This window comes from Alkalihalobacillus deserti, assembly GCF_020734105.1.
GTDB lineage: Bacteria > Bacillota > Bacilli > Bacillales > Bacillaceae_D > Halalkalibacter > Halalkalibacter deserti.
This window is the reverse complement of sequence record NZ_JAJAFR010000019.1, coordinates 19,276-34,222: the sequence shown is the minus strand read 5'-3', so window position 1 is coordinate 34,222 and position 14,947 is coordinate 19,276. Positions and strand designations below refer to the sequence as shown.

General features: G+C 38.5%; 13 protein-coding genes and 1 tRNA gene. All 14 read left to right on the top strand.

Features of this window, described 5'->3' with window-relative positions; all coding sequences use genetic code 11:
- Window positions 1–111: 111 nt before the first annotated feature.
- The 14 genes from LDX58_RS21095 (at window position 112) to spoIIE (ending at window position 14,892) form a co-directional block, all read left to right on the top strand.
- Entirely contained in the window at window positions 112–741 is a 630-nt protein-coding gene (locus LDX58_RS21095) for a 50S ribosomal protein L25/general stress protein Ctc (protein WP_227939129.1), read from the top strand.
- Window positions 742–797: 56 nt separating this feature from the next.
- Window positions 798–1,355 (top strand): aminoacyl-tRNA hydrolase, encoded by a 558-nt coding sequence (gene pth, locus LDX58_RS21090; RefSeq protein ID WP_227939127.1) that lies wholly within the window; start codon window positions 798–800, stop codon window positions 1,353–1,355.
- Window positions 1,356–1,423: 68 nt separating this feature from the next.
- The gene (gene fin, locus LDX58_RS21085) at window positions 1,424–1,651 is read left to right on the top strand and encodes an anti-sigma-F factor Fin (RefSeq protein WP_227939126.1); all 228 of its coding nucleotides are present in this window, start codon (window positions 1,424–1,426) and stop codon (window positions 1,649–1,651) included.
- A 290-nt stretch (window positions 1,652–1,941) separates the two neighbouring features.
- A complete protein-coding gene (mfd, locus tag LDX58_RS21080; protein ID WP_227939125.1) occupies window positions 1,942–5,463 on the top strand; it encodes a transcription-repair coupling factor in 3,522 nt (1,173 codons plus the stop codon).
- A 172-nt stretch (window positions 5,464–5,635) separates the two neighbouring features.
- Window positions 5,636–6,175 (top strand): stage V sporulation protein T, encoded by a 540-nt coding sequence (gene spoVT / locus LDX58_RS21075; protein ID WP_227939124.1) that lies wholly within the window; start codon window positions 5,636–5,638, stop codon window positions 6,173–6,175.
- A gap of 174 nt (window positions 6,176–6,349) precedes the next feature.
- Window positions 6,350–7,954: a putative polysaccharide biosynthesis protein gene (locus LDX58_RS21070; protein ID WP_227939123.1), complete on the top strand. Its 1,605-nt coding sequence runs from the start codon at window positions 6,350–6,352 to the stop codon at window positions 7,952–7,954.
- 19 nt (window positions 7,955–7,973) lie between these two features.
- On the top strand, window positions 7,974–9,440 hold the full coding sequence (yabN, locus tag LDX58_RS21065; RefSeq protein WP_227939122.1) for a bifunctional methyltransferase/pyrophosphohydrolase YabN: 1,467 nt from the start codon (window positions 7,974–7,976) through the stop codon (window positions 9,438–9,440).
- A 10-nt stretch (window positions 9,441–9,450) separates the two neighbouring features.
- Window positions 9,451–9,714 carry an RNA-binding S4 domain-containing protein gene (locus tag LDX58_RS21060; protein WP_227939121.1) on the top strand — a complete coding sequence of 88 codons (264 nt, stop codon included), beginning with the start codon at window positions 9,451–9,453 and terminating at the stop codon, window positions 9,712–9,714.
- 74 nt (window positions 9,715–9,788) lie between these two features.
- On the top strand, window positions 9,789–10,100 hold the full coding sequence (gene yabP / locus LDX58_RS21055; protein ID WP_227939119.1) for a sporulation protein YabP: 312 nt from the start codon (window positions 9,789–9,791) through the stop codon (window positions 10,098–10,100).
- The gene (yabQ, locus tag LDX58_RS21050) at window positions 10,097–10,678 is read left to right on the top strand and encodes a spore cortex biosynthesis protein YabQ (protein WP_227939117.1); all 582 of its coding nucleotides are present in this window, start codon (window positions 10,097–10,099) and stop codon (window positions 10,676–10,678) included. Before yabP ends, yabQ begins: the two co-directional genes overlap by 4 nt.
- Before the next feature lie 11 nt (window positions 10,679–10,689).
- Window positions 10,690–11,070, top strand: coding sequence for an FtsB family cell division protein (locus tag LDX58_RS21045; protein WP_227939114.1), 381 nt, complete (start codon window positions 10,690–10,692; stop codon window positions 11,068–11,070).
- Window positions 11,071–11,145: 75 nt separating this feature from the next.
- Entirely contained in the window at window positions 11,146–11,655 is a 510-nt protein-coding gene (locus tag LDX58_RS21040; RefSeq protein WP_227939112.1) for a S1 domain-containing RNA-binding protein, read from the top strand.
- 292 nt (window positions 11,656–11,947) lie between these two features.
- A tRNA-Met gene (locus LDX58_RS21035) sits at window positions 11,948–12,024 on the top strand.
- 354 nt (window positions 12,025–12,378) lie between these two features.
- Window positions 12,379–14,892, top strand: coding sequence for a stage II sporulation protein E (spoIIE, locus tag LDX58_RS21030; protein ID WP_227939110.1), 2,514 nt, complete (start codon window positions 12,379–12,381; stop codon window positions 14,890–14,892).
- Window positions 14,893–14,947 lie beyond the last annotated feature (55 nt).

Sequence of the window (14,947 nt, the reverse complement as noted above, 5' to 3'; positions counted from 1 at the left end):
GCTAAAAAACAAGCCTTACCCTTTTATTCACCCTAAAAAACGTTTAAATTTTCTCTAGAAGGGAACATATGTATAGAGAGAGTTTTAAAACTATTATGAGGTGATAAAGTCATGGCTACAGTTTTAAAAGCAAACCCTAGAGAAGATTTAAGAGGTTCAGCAACAAGGAAGATTCGAAAACAAGGGCTTGTTCCTGCAATCCTTTATGGAAATAAAATTGACAGTCAACCAGTGTCAGTTGAAGGCGTCGAGTTTCTCAAAACCGTGCGCTCTGTTGGAAAAAATGGATTATTCTCTCTTGATGTAGCAGGAAAGAAAAACCATCAGGTAATGATTCATGATATGCAAATCGATCCTTTAAAGAATGAATATACACATGTTGATTTTTTTGAAGTCGATATGACTTCAGAAATTGATGCGAGTGTTCCTGTTCGGTTAGAAGGGGAAGTACCTGGGGAAAAGGAAGGTGGTATGGTATCCCATCTTATGTATGAGGTTACGGTGAGATGTTTACCATCAGATATCCCAGAAGAGATTACAGTTGATGTCTCCAATTTAAATATCGGCGATTCGATTCAAGTAGCTGATATTCGTTCATCTGTTTCTGTTCCAATCACAAGTGCCGACGATGAAACAATTGTTACGGTACAGGTACAAGCAGCTGAGCAAGAGGACGGCCAAGCTGGTGATAAGGAAGTAAGCGGTACGGAAGAAGTAGAAGAAAAACCGGCAGAAGAATAGGTTTAAGAGAGGGTGACCCAGTCGCCCTCTCTTTAAAAGTGTGAGGAGAGGTTTAGTTGAAGCTAGTTGTCGGGCTTGGTAATCCAGGTCAAAAATATGCGGGTACGCGGCATAATGTCGGTTTTGATTGTATTGACTATTGCGCCGAAGAAATGCAAATTGAATTAAGTCAAACTAAATTTAAAGGATTATATGGGCAGGGAATGGTAAATGGGGAAAAGGTTTTTTTGTTGAAACCCCTTACATACATGAATTTATCAGGTGAATCGGTTCGGCCACTTGCGGACTATTTTAATATTGGGATTAAGGATATTGTTGTCATCTATGACGATATGGACTTACCAGTAGGAAAAATCAGACTAAGACAAAAGGGCAGTGCTGGAGGACATAACGGTATTAAGTCGTTGATTCAACATTTGGGTACAGCAGAGTTTAACCGAATTAGGATTGGAATTGACCGTCCTCAAAATGGAGAACCAATTGTAAATTATGTGCTTGGAACGTATCATCCTGATCAGCGCGGACCCGTCAAGGATTCCATTACTCAAGCTGCAAAAGCCGTTCGAGCATGGACGTCAAAGTCTTTTCTTGAAGTTATGAACGAATTTAATTAGAATCGTATAGAGAGCTTCTTTGCTGTTAAGAATAAGAGTAGTACTATCAGCAAAAAGGGGGCTTTATCTTGGCTATTCACTATCAATGTCGCCATTGTAAGGTTAAGTTAGGTGAGATCGAGCAACAGATCAATTCAGATACTTTAGGATTTAATCAGCTAACGAGTCAAGAACGAACGGATATGGTAAAATACCATTCAAGTGGGGATATTCATGTAGATACCATTTGTGAAGACTGTCATGAAGCCTTATTACGAAATCCAGACTTGTATGAATTAGATAACGTTATACAATAATTTCCACACTGAGGATTAGCTTTGGTTCATAACCAAAGCGTTTTTCTGTTCTAACTATCTTTGAATTAAAATCGTTAAGCTAAATCGGCAAGTAGGGAATCCATCTAGTGCTTTAAGGTTGTTCAAGAAGTTGATTATTTTCCCTTTTGGAATAACCCTTGAGCAGGATTCTAGTTCTTGAGCAAGAATAGAGAGAAGAGTGATTGAATAAATATAGGTGGCAAGAGGATGAACATACATAGATGGGTAGTGAAACCCATTGTAGGTAAAGAAATAACAGGGGGAACATCATGTTAGGATTGCAACAGTACTTACGATCAAACGAAGAGGTAAAAGCGGTTTCAGACGGTTTGGAAACCAATATGAAAGAACAACTTATTTCTGGGTTAACTGGATCTGCGAGGACATTATTTATATCTTCTTTATACCGTGAATCAAGAAGACCTATGCTTGTCATCACACATAATTTATATCAAGCACAAAAATTATACGATGACTTAGTTAGTTTCTTAAATGAAGAGAATGTTCTTTTATATCCTGTCAATGAATTGATCTCAGCTGAAATTGCGATTGCAAGTCCTGAGATGAAGGCACAAAGAATCGATGTTTTAAATAAATTAGTGCAATCATTTAAAGGAATTGTTATTGCGCCATTAGCAGGAGTAAGAAGGCAGCTTCCACCTGTTCAGGTTTGGAACGACTCTCAAATTACATTAGAAGTTGGAACTGATATTGGTGATATTAATACCTTGCTAGAAAAACTAATCATTATGGGCTTCCAACGCGTTGATATGGTGGCATCACCAGGGGAAGTAAGTGTTCGAGGAGGTATTATTGATCTCTATCCATTAACGGAAAAGAACCCAATTCGAATTGAACTGTTCGATACGGAAATTGATTCGATTCGTACATTTGAGGTAGACAACCAAAGGTCTAAAGAAGAACGAAAAACCGTTGTCATTGGTCCAGCTCAAGAGATCATTTTGCAAAAGAGCCACTATCATAGAGCATCACAATTGCTATCAGAGGGTTTGACCGTTTCCTTAAAAAAAATCAAAGCAAAGGAATCAAAAGAAAAACTATCTCAGCATATATCTTATGAAATTGGACAATTAAAACAACAATCGACCTTTCAAGGCATGTACAAATACATGTCACTTTATTATGAAGGCGACCATTGCCTTCTTTCGTATCTTCCCGAAGATACCGTAATTACAATCGATGAGATCTCACGGGTGAAAGAGATTTCAGATAACTTAGAAAAAGAAGAGGCGGAATGGAATACAGCGTTACTGGAACAAGGAGAAATCATTCATGATGTCACAATGTCTGTTCCAGTAATTGAGCAATTTAAAAAAATGCCTAATTCTATTCTTTATCTCTCTCTTTTCTTAAAACATGTTGCATCGACTAATCCAGAAAATGTAATAAGTGTAACCTGCAAATCAATGCAGCAATTTCACGGTCAAATGCAACTGCTTCAATCGGAAATCGAAAGATGGAAAAAGGCCAACCAAGCCGTTGTATTCATGGCTGAATCAATGGAGCGTGCTAAACGACTTTCTCTCAACTTAGAGGATGAAGGAATTGATACGAGAATTGTTGAACAAGCTACGGAATTAGTAACTGGACAGGTTCAAATTATGATTGGTGACATGCAATCAGGTTTTGAATTGCCAGCAAGTAAATTAGTTGTTGTGACAGAAGAGGAAGTGTTTGCTAAGAAAAAGGCGAAAAGACCTCAGCGAAAGCAAGCCATCTCAAATGCGGAGCGAATCAAAAGTTACTCCGAGCTTAAAGTTGGCGATTTAATTGTGCATACGAACCATGGTATTGGGAAATATTTAGGTGTTGAAACATTAGAGATTAATGGACTTCATAAAGATTATTTGCATTTACGTTATGCAGGTAATGATAAACTTTACGTCCCAGTTGAACAGATTGATCAAGTTCAAAAATATGTAGGGTCTGAAGAGAAGGATCCCAAAATATACGCACTTGGCGGTAATGATTGGAAGAAGGTTAAGAAGAAAGTTCAATCATCGGTTGAGGATATCGCTGATGATCTCATTAAACTTTATGCCGAGCGCGAAGCAAGTAAAGGGTATGCCTTTTCAAAAGATGGTTTGGAACAAGCAGGGTTTGAATCATCATTTCAGTACCAAGAAACAGAAGATCAAATTCGAACGGTTACAGAAATTAAAGCTGACATGGAAAATATTCGACCAATGGATCGACTTTTATGTGGAGATGTTGGCTATGGGAAAACCGAAGTAGCGATTCGAGCTGCTTTTAAAGCAATTATGGATGGAAAGCAAGTCGCTATTTTAGTTCCAACGACGATCTTAGCTCAACAGCACTATGAAACGATTAAAGAACGTTTTTCTGATTATCCGATTAATATAGGGGTTTTAAGTCGCTTTCGTTCAAGAAAAGAGCAAACGGAAACATTAAAAGGAGTAAAAGCAGGTTCAGTCGATCTTATCGTTGGTACACATCGACTTCTGTCAAAAGATGTTCTCTTTAAAGATTTAGGCTTACTTATTGTTGATGAAGAGCAGCGGTTTGGTGTGACACATAAAGAAAAAATCAAGCAACTCAAATCAAATATTGATGTTCTCACATTAACAGCTACGCCAATCCCAAGGACGTTGCACATGTCAATGCTTGGTGTTCGTGATCTATCGGTTATTGAGACTCCACCGGAAAATCGTTTTCCGGTTCAGACGTATGTGGTTGAGTATAATGCTGCTCTCGTCCGAGAAGCAATTGAGCGTGAAATGACTCGTGGTGGTCAAGTGTACTTCCTCTATAATCGAGTGGAAGATATTGAACGAATGACGGAACAACTGTCGATGCTTGTGCCTGACGCACGGATCAGTTATGCTCATGGACAGATGAATGAGCGTGAATTAGAAACAATTATGCTCGAATTCTTAGAAGGAAATAGCGATGTTCTAGTAACAACTACGATTATAGAGACGGGTGTTGATATCCCGAATGTAAACACGTTGATTATTTACAATGCGGACCGGATGGGGCTCTCCCAACTCTACCAAATTCGAGGACGTGTAGGCCGTTCAAACCGAGTTGCCTATGCCTATTTTACGTATCAACGTGATAAAGTCTTAACAGAGGTCGCAGAAAAACGGCTACAAGCCATTAAAGAGTTCACTGAGCTTGGATCTGGTTTTAAAATTGCGATGCGTGATTTGACCATTAGAGGTGCTGGTAATCTCTTAGGAGCACAGCAGCACGGCTTTATCGAGTCGGTCGGTTTTGATTTATATTCACAAATGTTGAAGGAAGCAATTGAGGAAAGAAAAGGCGATAAACCAAAGGAGCCTCCGTTCCTAGTGGAAATGGATGTGAAAATTGATGCCTATATTCCTGAGAGTTATATTCAAGATGCAAAACAAAAAATTGAAATGTATAAAAGGTTTAAGGGGGCAGAATCTGTAGAAGATATTACGGATCTAAAGGATGAAATGTTTGACCGATTTGGTGAATATCCAAAACAGGTTGATTTTCTCCTTCGCTTGACCCAAATTAAATTGTTTGCCAATCAAGAGCGAATTGAGCAAATAACGGAAGCGAAAGATCAAGTTGACATTCTCTTGTCAGCAGAATCCTCGAAGTTAATGGATGGATCGAAACTGTTTGAATTAACTCATGAAATGGGTCGAGAGGTTGCTTTAGGTACAGCAGGAGAAAAGATTAAATTTGTTATTAAAACAAAAACGTTGAGTGATGAACAAGTTTTATCTTTTATTGAAAAGATTGTTGAAGGGATTCTGAAGGGAAAAAAATAACAATATAAATTGAAAGTTCCTTGCCTTTTCTAAATGATGGGTTTCAAACAAATTCATGGATTGGTGAATAGTTCTTTTTTTAAGAAAGATACTATAGTTAAGAAAAGAAATGGTTATTTTCTTACCACTTACCATCAAGTGAATACATCATTAGAAAGTGAGGCAATACAGTATGAAAGCTACAGGAATCGTACGACGTATTGATGATTTAGGACGGGTTGTTATCCCGAAAGAAATCAGAAGAACACTTCGAATTCGTGAAGGAGATCCTCTTGAGATTTTTGTCGATCGTGATGGCGAAGTGATTTTAAAGAAATATTCGCCTATCTCTGAGTTAGGTGATTTTGCAAAAGAGTATGCGGAGGCACTTTATGATAGTTTAAATCACTATGTATTGATTGCTGACCGTGACACATTTATAGCTGTTGCTGGTGCACCAAAGAAGGAATTTGCTAATAAGGCTATCGGTGAAATTGTTGAAAAATGTATGGATGATCGTAAGACAATGGTGGAAACAAGTGCAGGTGAGCACAACCTTGTCGGTGACCATACAGATGAGTTAAAAGGCTATGTTATTACACCAATTATTGCGAATGGAGATCCAATTGGCGCTGTCGTCATTTTTAGTAAGGAAGTCGAGCTTTCTGGGATGGTTGAACAAAAGCTAGCGGAAACAGCAGCAAGCTTTTTAGCAAAGCAAATGGAGCAATAACAATACTTAATCAAAAAAAGCTTGTCTCTCATTATAGGAGGACGAGCTTTTTTGTAATGGGAAAAATGTCGATTATCCTTCAACTGTTTTACTTAAGTGAATCCCTGACCATCTGTTATAAATGGCATCATCTATGATAAGATGGTTCAAAGAAAGTTAAGGAGAAAAGGAAACGTGCAGGGAACTAATTCAAACAATAGAAGTGTTTTAAAAGGGATAGCCCTTTTATCTGGAGTTGCACTACTTGCAAAAATATTAAGTGCAGCTTACCGAATTCCCTATCAAAATTTATCAGGCGACCTCGGTTTTTATGTGTACCAACAAGTTTATCCTCTTTATGGAATCATCATGGTTCTAGCGATGTATGGGTTTCCAGTTGTTCTTTCAAAGCAACGTGCAGAATTGCTAGCAAGTGGGAAAGAAGAAGAAGCAAGAAAAATAATGAGTTTGTTCTTTTATGGGCTCCTATTGTTTTCGGCTGTGGCTTGGTTCAGTTTGTTCACATTTGCTAAGGGCATTGCTTTTATGATGGGTGACATCAGACTAGCTACCCCGATTCGAGCGATGAGTTATGTGGTGTTACTGCTCCCGTTTTTAAGTGTAGGAAGGGGTTTCCATCAAGGAGAAGGTGACTTAATTCCGACCGCGGTTTCACATATAGCGGAACAATTTATGCGTGTATTATTCATATTAGGTTTTACCTATGTGTTTGTGCAATTAAGATTTGATGCATATACAATTGGAACAGGAGCAGCTTATGGATCTGTCTTTGGGGGAATAGCAGGAGTTTTACTTTTACTTTTTCTGACAAAAGCACGCTGGGTGAGGCAATTGGTCCATCCTTTTGATCTGAACTTCCTAAGTATGATGAAGAGAAACTTTGCACTGATGAAGCAAAGTATATTTATTTGCATAACAGCGTTAATATTAGTCTTATTTCAACTGATCGATGCCTTTACCGTTGTCAGGTTGTTACAAAAGAGTAGCACTATAGAAATAATAGCTTTTGAAGCAAAAGGGGTGTTTGACCGGAGTCAACCCCTCCTTCAACTTGGTACGATTCTAACAACTACTTTGACATTGGCTTTAGTCCCGATGTTGTCAAAAGCGGTTATGGAAGGACATATGGCTCTAGCTCGAAAATATCAGAACCTGTCCTATCGTTTGACTATTTTAGTTGGGGGAGCTGCTACAGTTGGGTTATTTGTTATTATTGAACCGACTAATTATCTACTATTTACCGATACAACTGGTACAAATGTGTTAAGAGTAATGAGTCTAGCGATTTTATTTTCTTCGCTTTTTACTACGATTTCAGCTGTATTACAAGGGTATAACTATACATATTTACCAGCTATAGCTGTTGTACTTGGAGTTTTCATAAAATTCAGCAGTAATTTCATTCTCATTCCTATTTACGGTACATTAGGAGCAGCATGGTCTACCGTTTTAGCAGTAATTTTAATGGTTGCCTTTTTATTGCTAGCATTCAAAAAGAAAAAAAGTCTATATTTAGGCTTTTTCAGCTCTTATGTACCGATCATCTGCGTTTTAGGTGGAATGGGATTGTTGACGTTTCTTTGGAAAAATGGATTAACGTCGCTCTTTTCTGGTGATTCTAGAGAACTAAGTGCCATAATCGCGTTGTCATCGGCTGGATTTGGAGGAGCAATTGTAGCAATATGTTTGTTTACGATGCCGATTTTTACAGAGGAAGAATGGGGAAATATTCCGAAGTTAAATAAGGTAAGAGTGAGATTAAAGAAGTTGTTACACTGAAGAAAAATGGAGGATGAATATGAAAAAAATTACCGTTTTAGGATTAGGGGCAGGCGACTTGGAACAAATGCCACTCGGTATCTACCGCCATTTACTAAAACAAAAAAACGTATATATTCGAACAGAAGATCATCCAGCAGTCCAAGAATTAAAAGAAGAAGGCGTATCGTTTCGTTCCTTTGACTCTACCTATGAAGAGCATGATGAATTCGAATCTGTCTATCAGTCCATTGTTAATCAGTTGTTAGAAGAGGCAACGGAAAAAGACGTGACCTATGCTGTCCCAGGTCATCCCTTTGTGGCTGAACGAACGATTCAACTGTTAGTGGAGGCAAGTCAAAAAGATGAAGTACAATTGAATTTTTTAGGTGGACAAAGTTTTCTGGATGCGATGTACACCGCCCTTCGTATTGATCCGATCGAAGGCTGTCAAATTGTTGATGGCACGGCTTTTAGGAGAGACGAAATTGAACTAAAACACCATCTTATTATTGTCCAAGTGTATGATTCGATGATTGCTTCTGAAGTGAAATTAACGTTAATGGAACGTCTCCCTGATGATTATGAAGTAATCATTGCCACTGCAGTTGGTTCAAAAGAAGAGCAATTGACGAAAGTTCCTCTTTATGAACTCGATCGTGCGATCACTTTAAACAACTTAACAGCTGTTTATGTTCCACCTATTCGAGAAGATAAGCTTCTTTATGGTGAGTTTGACAAATTAAAAGAGGTCATCGCCATTCTCCGTGGGCCAAATGGCTGTCCTTGGGATCAAAAGCAAACCCACCAATCGTTAAAAAAGTATTTTATTGAAGAAGTCTATGAAGTTCTTGAAGCGATAGATGATGAAGATGATGAGCATTTAATTGAAGAACTAGGAGATGTTCTTCTGCAAATTATGTTACATGCCCAAATAGGAGAAGATGATGGATACTTTTCGATCCGTGATGTGATTCATGGGATTACAGAGAAAATGGTCAGGAGACACCCTCACGTATTTGGCGAAGTAACCGTCAACGATGCCGATGAAGTGGTATCAAACTGGGATGAGATTAAAAAACAAGAAAAAGGGCATACAGAAGAGGAATCGATCCTTGCTTCAATCCCAAAAGGGCTACCTGCATTAATCGAAGCCACTAAATTACAGCAGCAAGCGGCAAAAGTAGGATTTGACTGGGATGATGTTGCACCAATGTGGATGAAAATGCAGGAGGAGCTGGCTGAGTTTTTAGTAGAAGTTAAAGCAGGAAATAAGGCAAACATGCAGAAAGAACTAGGAGATATTCTGTTTGTGGTCGTCAATTTGGCTCGCTTCTATAAAGTCGATGCCGAAGAAGCCCTTTTAAGTACAAACCGTAAGTTTCAGAGACGCTTCCGTTTCATAGAAGATGCGGTAAGAAAAGAAGGAAATGTTATAACCGAGCTTACTCTTGAAGAGTTAGATCAAAAATGGGAAGAAGCAAAACGATTAGAAAAAGAAGAATGAGGTGTTCTTAGTGCGTTTAGATAAATTTTTAAAAGTATCTCGTTTAATTAAACGTCGTACTTTAGCTAAAGAAGTGTGTGACCAAGGTCGAATTAAGATTAATGGTCAAGTAGCAAAAGCCGGATCGGCGGTAAAAGCGGGCGATGAATTAGTCGTTCGCTTTGGACAAAAACTTGTGACTGTCAGAATTGATGCGATTCGGGAAATCGTTAGGAAAGATGAAGCGGGTACGATGTATACCATTATTAGTGAAACCCCTGTTTCGGAGTCTTAAATAATAGAGCTTGTTCTATTTTAAGTCTCAAACTCATACACTGCTATGAAAGCATATGGAGGAGGGACTTATGAATGGATCAGCATTATGAATTTGGAACACCCATGGGCCGAGATAGACCAACCAACGACCACGATGTGATTTTAAAAGCTAGAAGACAATTAGATATCACGGGTGTTAAACAAGTAGAGAGCTTTGATAATGAAGAATTTCTTTTAGAGACAGTCATGGGGTTTTTATCTGTACGCGGACAAAATCTGCATATGAAAAACTTGAATGTCGAGCAAGGAATTGTGTCAATTGAAGGTAAGGTGTATGACCTCATTTATCTTGATCAGAATCAACAAGATAAAACTAAAGGCTTCTTTGGGAAGTTATTTAAGTGACGTTAACAATCCAACTCTATACTATGTTATCAATGGCTGCAATGGGAATTTATATCGGTGCAGCTATTGATACGTATGGGCGATTCACTCGTAAGAGACCTTCATTCAATTGGCTCGTTGCATGCAATGATGTACTATTTTGGCTCGTACAGGCTCTGGTTGTTTTTTATGTGTTGCTACAAGCTAACAATGGTGAAATTCGTCTTTATATATTCTTAGCGCTAGTATGTGGGTTTGCTGCTTATCGGGGTCTGTTTCAAACTTTTTATCAAAATCTTTTAGAACGAGTGATCACGATAATCATACAAACGTATCGAATGACAATCAAGTTGATTACAATATTATTGATCAACCCGATTAAGTACTTATTGAAAGTCTTGTATTCCTTATGTATTATGGTATTAACAGCTTGTTTAACCGTTCTAGTATTCTTACTGAACCTCATTTGGAAACCGTTAAGATGGATGCTCCTTCTTTTATATAAATGGACAGGACTAAACAAGCAATTAAATAAATTTAAACCCATTTTACGGAAAATGAAGGAATTTATCCAATCGATGAGGAAAAAGAAAGAATAAGGGGTGATAACATGGTCTCAAATCAGACGTCTAGAGTAAGAGAAATGGATAAAGCTTATATTCAGCAGCGTGAACAAGAACTCGAGCTTGAAGAAAGAAAACGTCGAGGGCTTTTTCGTAGGTTAACTGCATTAGCAATTATTATCATTGCTCTAGGAACAGTGGGGTTTGTGACGATTTATGCCCAAGCTCATTCGCTTGAAGAAAAAAGGGAAGAAAAATTAGCTCTAGACCAGCGTTTAGAACAATTAAAAGCAGAAGAGCAACGTTTGAATCAAGACATTGCTAACTATAATGATCTTGATTATATTGCTGAAATTGCTAGAAGAGATTACTATTTATCTAAGCCAGGCGAAACTTTGTTTAAATTACCTGACTCCTCGTCAAATTGACACTTTTTTTTAGATTCAGGTATAATATAAAAAAAATGAACATTTTCAGATTTCTTAAGGAGGATCTATTTTTTCATGTCAATCGAAGTAGGCAGCAAGTTACAGGGTAAGGTTACAGGAATCACTCATTTTGGTGCATTTGTGGAGCTGCCGGGTGGTTCTACAGGCCTTGTACACATTAGTGAAGTCGCTGATAATTATGTTAAGGACATTAACGAAATCTTAAAAGTTGGGGACGAGGTGCTTGTAAAGGTAGTAAATGTTGAGACTGATGGAAAAATCGGACTTTCTATTCGTAAGGCAGTCGATCGTCCGGCTGCTCCTGAACGACCAGCACGTCCAAGCCGCCCAGATCGCCCATTCAACTCACAAGGCCCAAGCCGTCCGCAAGGTGGAGGTGGACGCCCGCAAGGTGGCCGTCCACAAGGCGGCGGTGGTCGTGGACCAAGGCCAAATCAAGCACGTCCGACAGTTACTTTCGAAGACAAAATGAGCCGTTTCTTAAAAGACAGTGAAGAGCGGATCTCTACATTGAAGCGTCAAACAGAATCTAAACGCGGGGGTCGAGGCGCCCGTCGAGGATAACTTGCTGCTCTAGTGCGAGGACATTTATTTGAGGAGTTAGGCAATGAAATTGCCTAACTCCTTTTTTTGAAAGATAGGAATTTATAAAATTTCTAATCAAAGCCTTTTTGGTTACTCAAGGAAGGGCAATGGCTCCACACGTTGTACGCCTTTTATGAGGGAGCATGCCTAAAAGGGTTAAAATATAGTAACGGCTCCGTTAAATGCTAATAAAAAAATACGGTTAACGTATTTTTTTGTTGACATTATGATCTGAAAATAGTATATTAATACATGTCGCAATTGTTGTTTTGGCGGTGTAGCTCAGCTGGCTAGAGCGTACGGTTCATACCCGTGAGGTCGTGGGTTCGACTCCCTCCGCCGCTACCAATACATAACTAATTTTCAAACCTGTATCCATTGGATGCAGGTTTTTTAATCTTGATTTCGTCATAATTCAAATCTTGCTCTTAAAAAACTCCTTTTCCCTCATCAAAATCCAAGTAAACGAACATCGTGAATTTTATTCGAACTTTCCTTCCTCAACTTTCACCATAGTCTGCAATAATCCCCTATAAAAATAACTATAATCTCTATTTATTTCTAAATTCTATAGCTATTGCTACCTATTTGAGACGAAACAAGTCGAACATTTCTTTTATGGCACTTTGTGATTTTGACAAAAACTGAACCCCAGCTCTGTTTATAATGAACATACGAATAAAACTAGGGTGGTGGATGTTGATGATTCAAAAGTTTGCAAAGGAATGGACGGAACCCGTTGAAGAAGGAACAGTGATTCAAAACAAATGGACAACCTTCACAAAAGGCGTAACTGAGAAAGTCTCAACATGGGTACGGGTTGCATTTATTCAGTACGGACTGATGATCGCCATCATTGGATTTTTGCTAGGAAGAGCAATGATCTTATCAGAACTGGCTCCTTTTGTGTTACCTTATTTGGCAGCTATTTATATGCTTAAGCGGGAGCGAGCAGGTTTAGCAGCTCTTTCCTTACTAGCAGGTGCTGCTACTGGCTTTCATGGCCAAGTCACTTTTGTGTTTTTAGCAATAATCGCTTATGTGCTCTTGCAAAAGGTCGTGACCAAGTTCGCAACTGATGCGACAAAAGCTTTACCATACACAGTCTTTGGAGCAAGCATTGTGACAAGATTAGCAGTGGTCTTTTTTACGGAAGGTATGCTCTCAAATTATGCATTAATGATGGCTTCGGTTGAAGCGGGATTAAGTTTTATTTTAACGATGATTTTTGTACAAAGTGTTCCTATTGTAACATCACGTAAATTAAAACAACCACTTCGGAATGAAGAAATCGTTTGTCTTATTATTCTACTCGCCTCGGTCATGACGGGAACAATTGGTTGGATGATCTATGATATGAACGTTGAGCATGTCCTAGCGCGCTACTTAGTGCTTACTTTTGCTTTTGTTGGTGGAGCAGCAATCGGGTCGACAGTTGGAGTTGTAACGGGTTTAATCTTAAGTTTAGCGAGTGTAGCAAGTCTTTATCAAATGAGTTTACTTGCTTTTGCTGGTCTTTTAGGTGGTCTTCTTAAAGAAGGGAAGAAAGTGGGAGTAGGTATTGGACTGCTCGTAGGAACACTTTTAATTGGTTTATATGGTGAAGGAGCTACAGAAGTATCTATTACATTAATGGAATCGATGTTAGCGATTTTAATTTTCTTCATCACCCCGAAGAATGTTTTTAGTAACCTTGCCAGATATATTCCAGGAACAGTAGAGCATTCAAAAGAGCAGCAACAGTACTTGAGAAAAATACGAGATTTAACAGCTGGTCGGGTAGAACAGTTCTCAACATTGTTTCAAACTTTATCAAATAGTTTTCAAACCATTCCGCAACCCGTAAATGCAGATGATGAAGAAAGGGAGGTTGATTATTTTTTAAGTAACGTCACAGAAAAAACATGTCAAACTTGTTTCAAAAAGGAACGTTGCTGGGTTCAAGACTTCTCTAAAACATATGATTCGATGCAACGGATTATGACTGAAACAGAGGAACATGGCGGAATAAAAGATCAAGTGTTACTAGCTGAGTGGAAAAAGCATTGCATCAAGCCAGAGAAAGTAATTAAAGCCATTGAATCTGAGCAGAATCAACATCAAGCCAATCAAAAATTAAAAAGGCAAGTCATTGAAAGTAGAAGGCTAGTAGCCGATCAATTGTTAGGTGTTTCACGTGTTATGGGTGATTTTGCTAAAGAAATCCAAAAAGAGAAAGAAGCCCATCATTACCAAGAGGAGCAAATGCTAGAAGCGTTGCGTGGTGCCGGTCTTGAAATAGGACATATAGATATATATAGTTTGGAAAAAGGAAACCTTGAGATCGAAATGAGCATTTCCTCTGACAATCAACATGGACAATCAGAAAAGATCATTGCACCGATGTTATCAGATTTGTTAAAAGAAACAGTAACTGTTAAAAAGGAGGAGAATGCCTTTTATCCAAACGGATTCAGTCATGTATCGTTTGGGTCGGCCAAACAGTTTGTCGTTGATACCGGTGTAGCTCATGTGGCAAAAGGTGGAGCTTATGTTTCTGGTGATTGCTACTCCACGATCGAGTTAGGGTCAGGGAAATTTGCAATTGCGATAAGTGATGGAATGGGAAATGGCGAGCGTGCTCATCTTGAAAGCAATGAGACGTTGCAGCTTTTACAAAAAGTATTGCAATCAGGAATAGAAGAGACAGTCGCCATTAAATCAGTTAATTCCGTTTTGTCCTTGAGAACGACTGATGAGATTTTCTCAACGCTTGATTTAGCAATGATTGATCTCCAAGATGCGACGACGAGATTCTTGAAAATTGGTTCAATCCCAAGCTTTATTAAAAGAGGCAATCAAGTAATAAAAATAGAAGCAAGTAATCTTCCAATGGGGATGATTCAAGAGTTTGATGTCGACGTTGTGAGTGAACAACTTAAAGCAGGCGATCTCCTCATTATGATGAGTGACGGAATTTATGATGCACCGAAGCATGTTGAAAATAAAGATGCGTGGATGAAGCGTTTGTTAAGCGAAATAGAAACAGATGATCCGCAAGAAGTTGCAGATGTCATTCTCGAAAAAATCATCAGGTCGGAACATGGGTCAATTGATGACGATATGACCGTTGTTGTTTCTAAAATAAAACGCAATACACCAAAGTGGTCAGCCATTCCACTTTATAATACTCCTAAAATGGTTAGGAAAAGAGCGAAGAAAAAAGTAAGTTCTTAAGAAGTTAGTTCTCCTAAACGTTTTTGAGTGAAATTGTTTTTAGCTGAGACGAAAC

Coding starts and splice junctions, on each gene's coding strand:
- LDX58_RS21095 (WP_227939129.1), top strand. CDS start 112: ATGGCTACAGTTTTAAAAGCAAACCCTAGAGAAGATTTAAGAGGTTCA.
- mfd (WP_227939125.1), top strand. CDS start 1,942: ATGTTAGGATTGCAACAGTACTTACGATCAAACGAAGAGGTAAAAGCG.
- spoVT (WP_227939124.1), top strand. CDS start 5,636: ATGAAAGCTACAGGAATCGTACGACGTATTGATGATTTAGGACGGGTT.
- yabN (WP_227939122.1), top strand. CDS start 7,974: ATGAAAAAAATTACCGTTTTAGGATTAGGGGCAGGCGACTTGGAACAA.
- yabP (WP_227939119.1), top strand. CDS start 9,789: ATGGATCAGCATTATGAATTTGGAACACCCATGGGCCGAGATAGACCA.
- LDX58_RS21045 (WP_227939114.1), top strand. CDS start 10,690: ATGGTCTCAAATCAGACGTCTAGAGTAAGAGAAATGGATAAAGCTTAT.
- LDX58_RS21040 (WP_227939112.1), top strand. CDS start 11,146: ATGTCAATCGAAGTAGGCAGCAAGTTACAGGGTAAGGTTACAGGAATC.
- spoIIE (WP_227939110.1), top strand. CDS start 12,379: ATGATTCAAAAGTTTGCAAAGGAATGGACGGAACCCGTTGAAGAAGGA.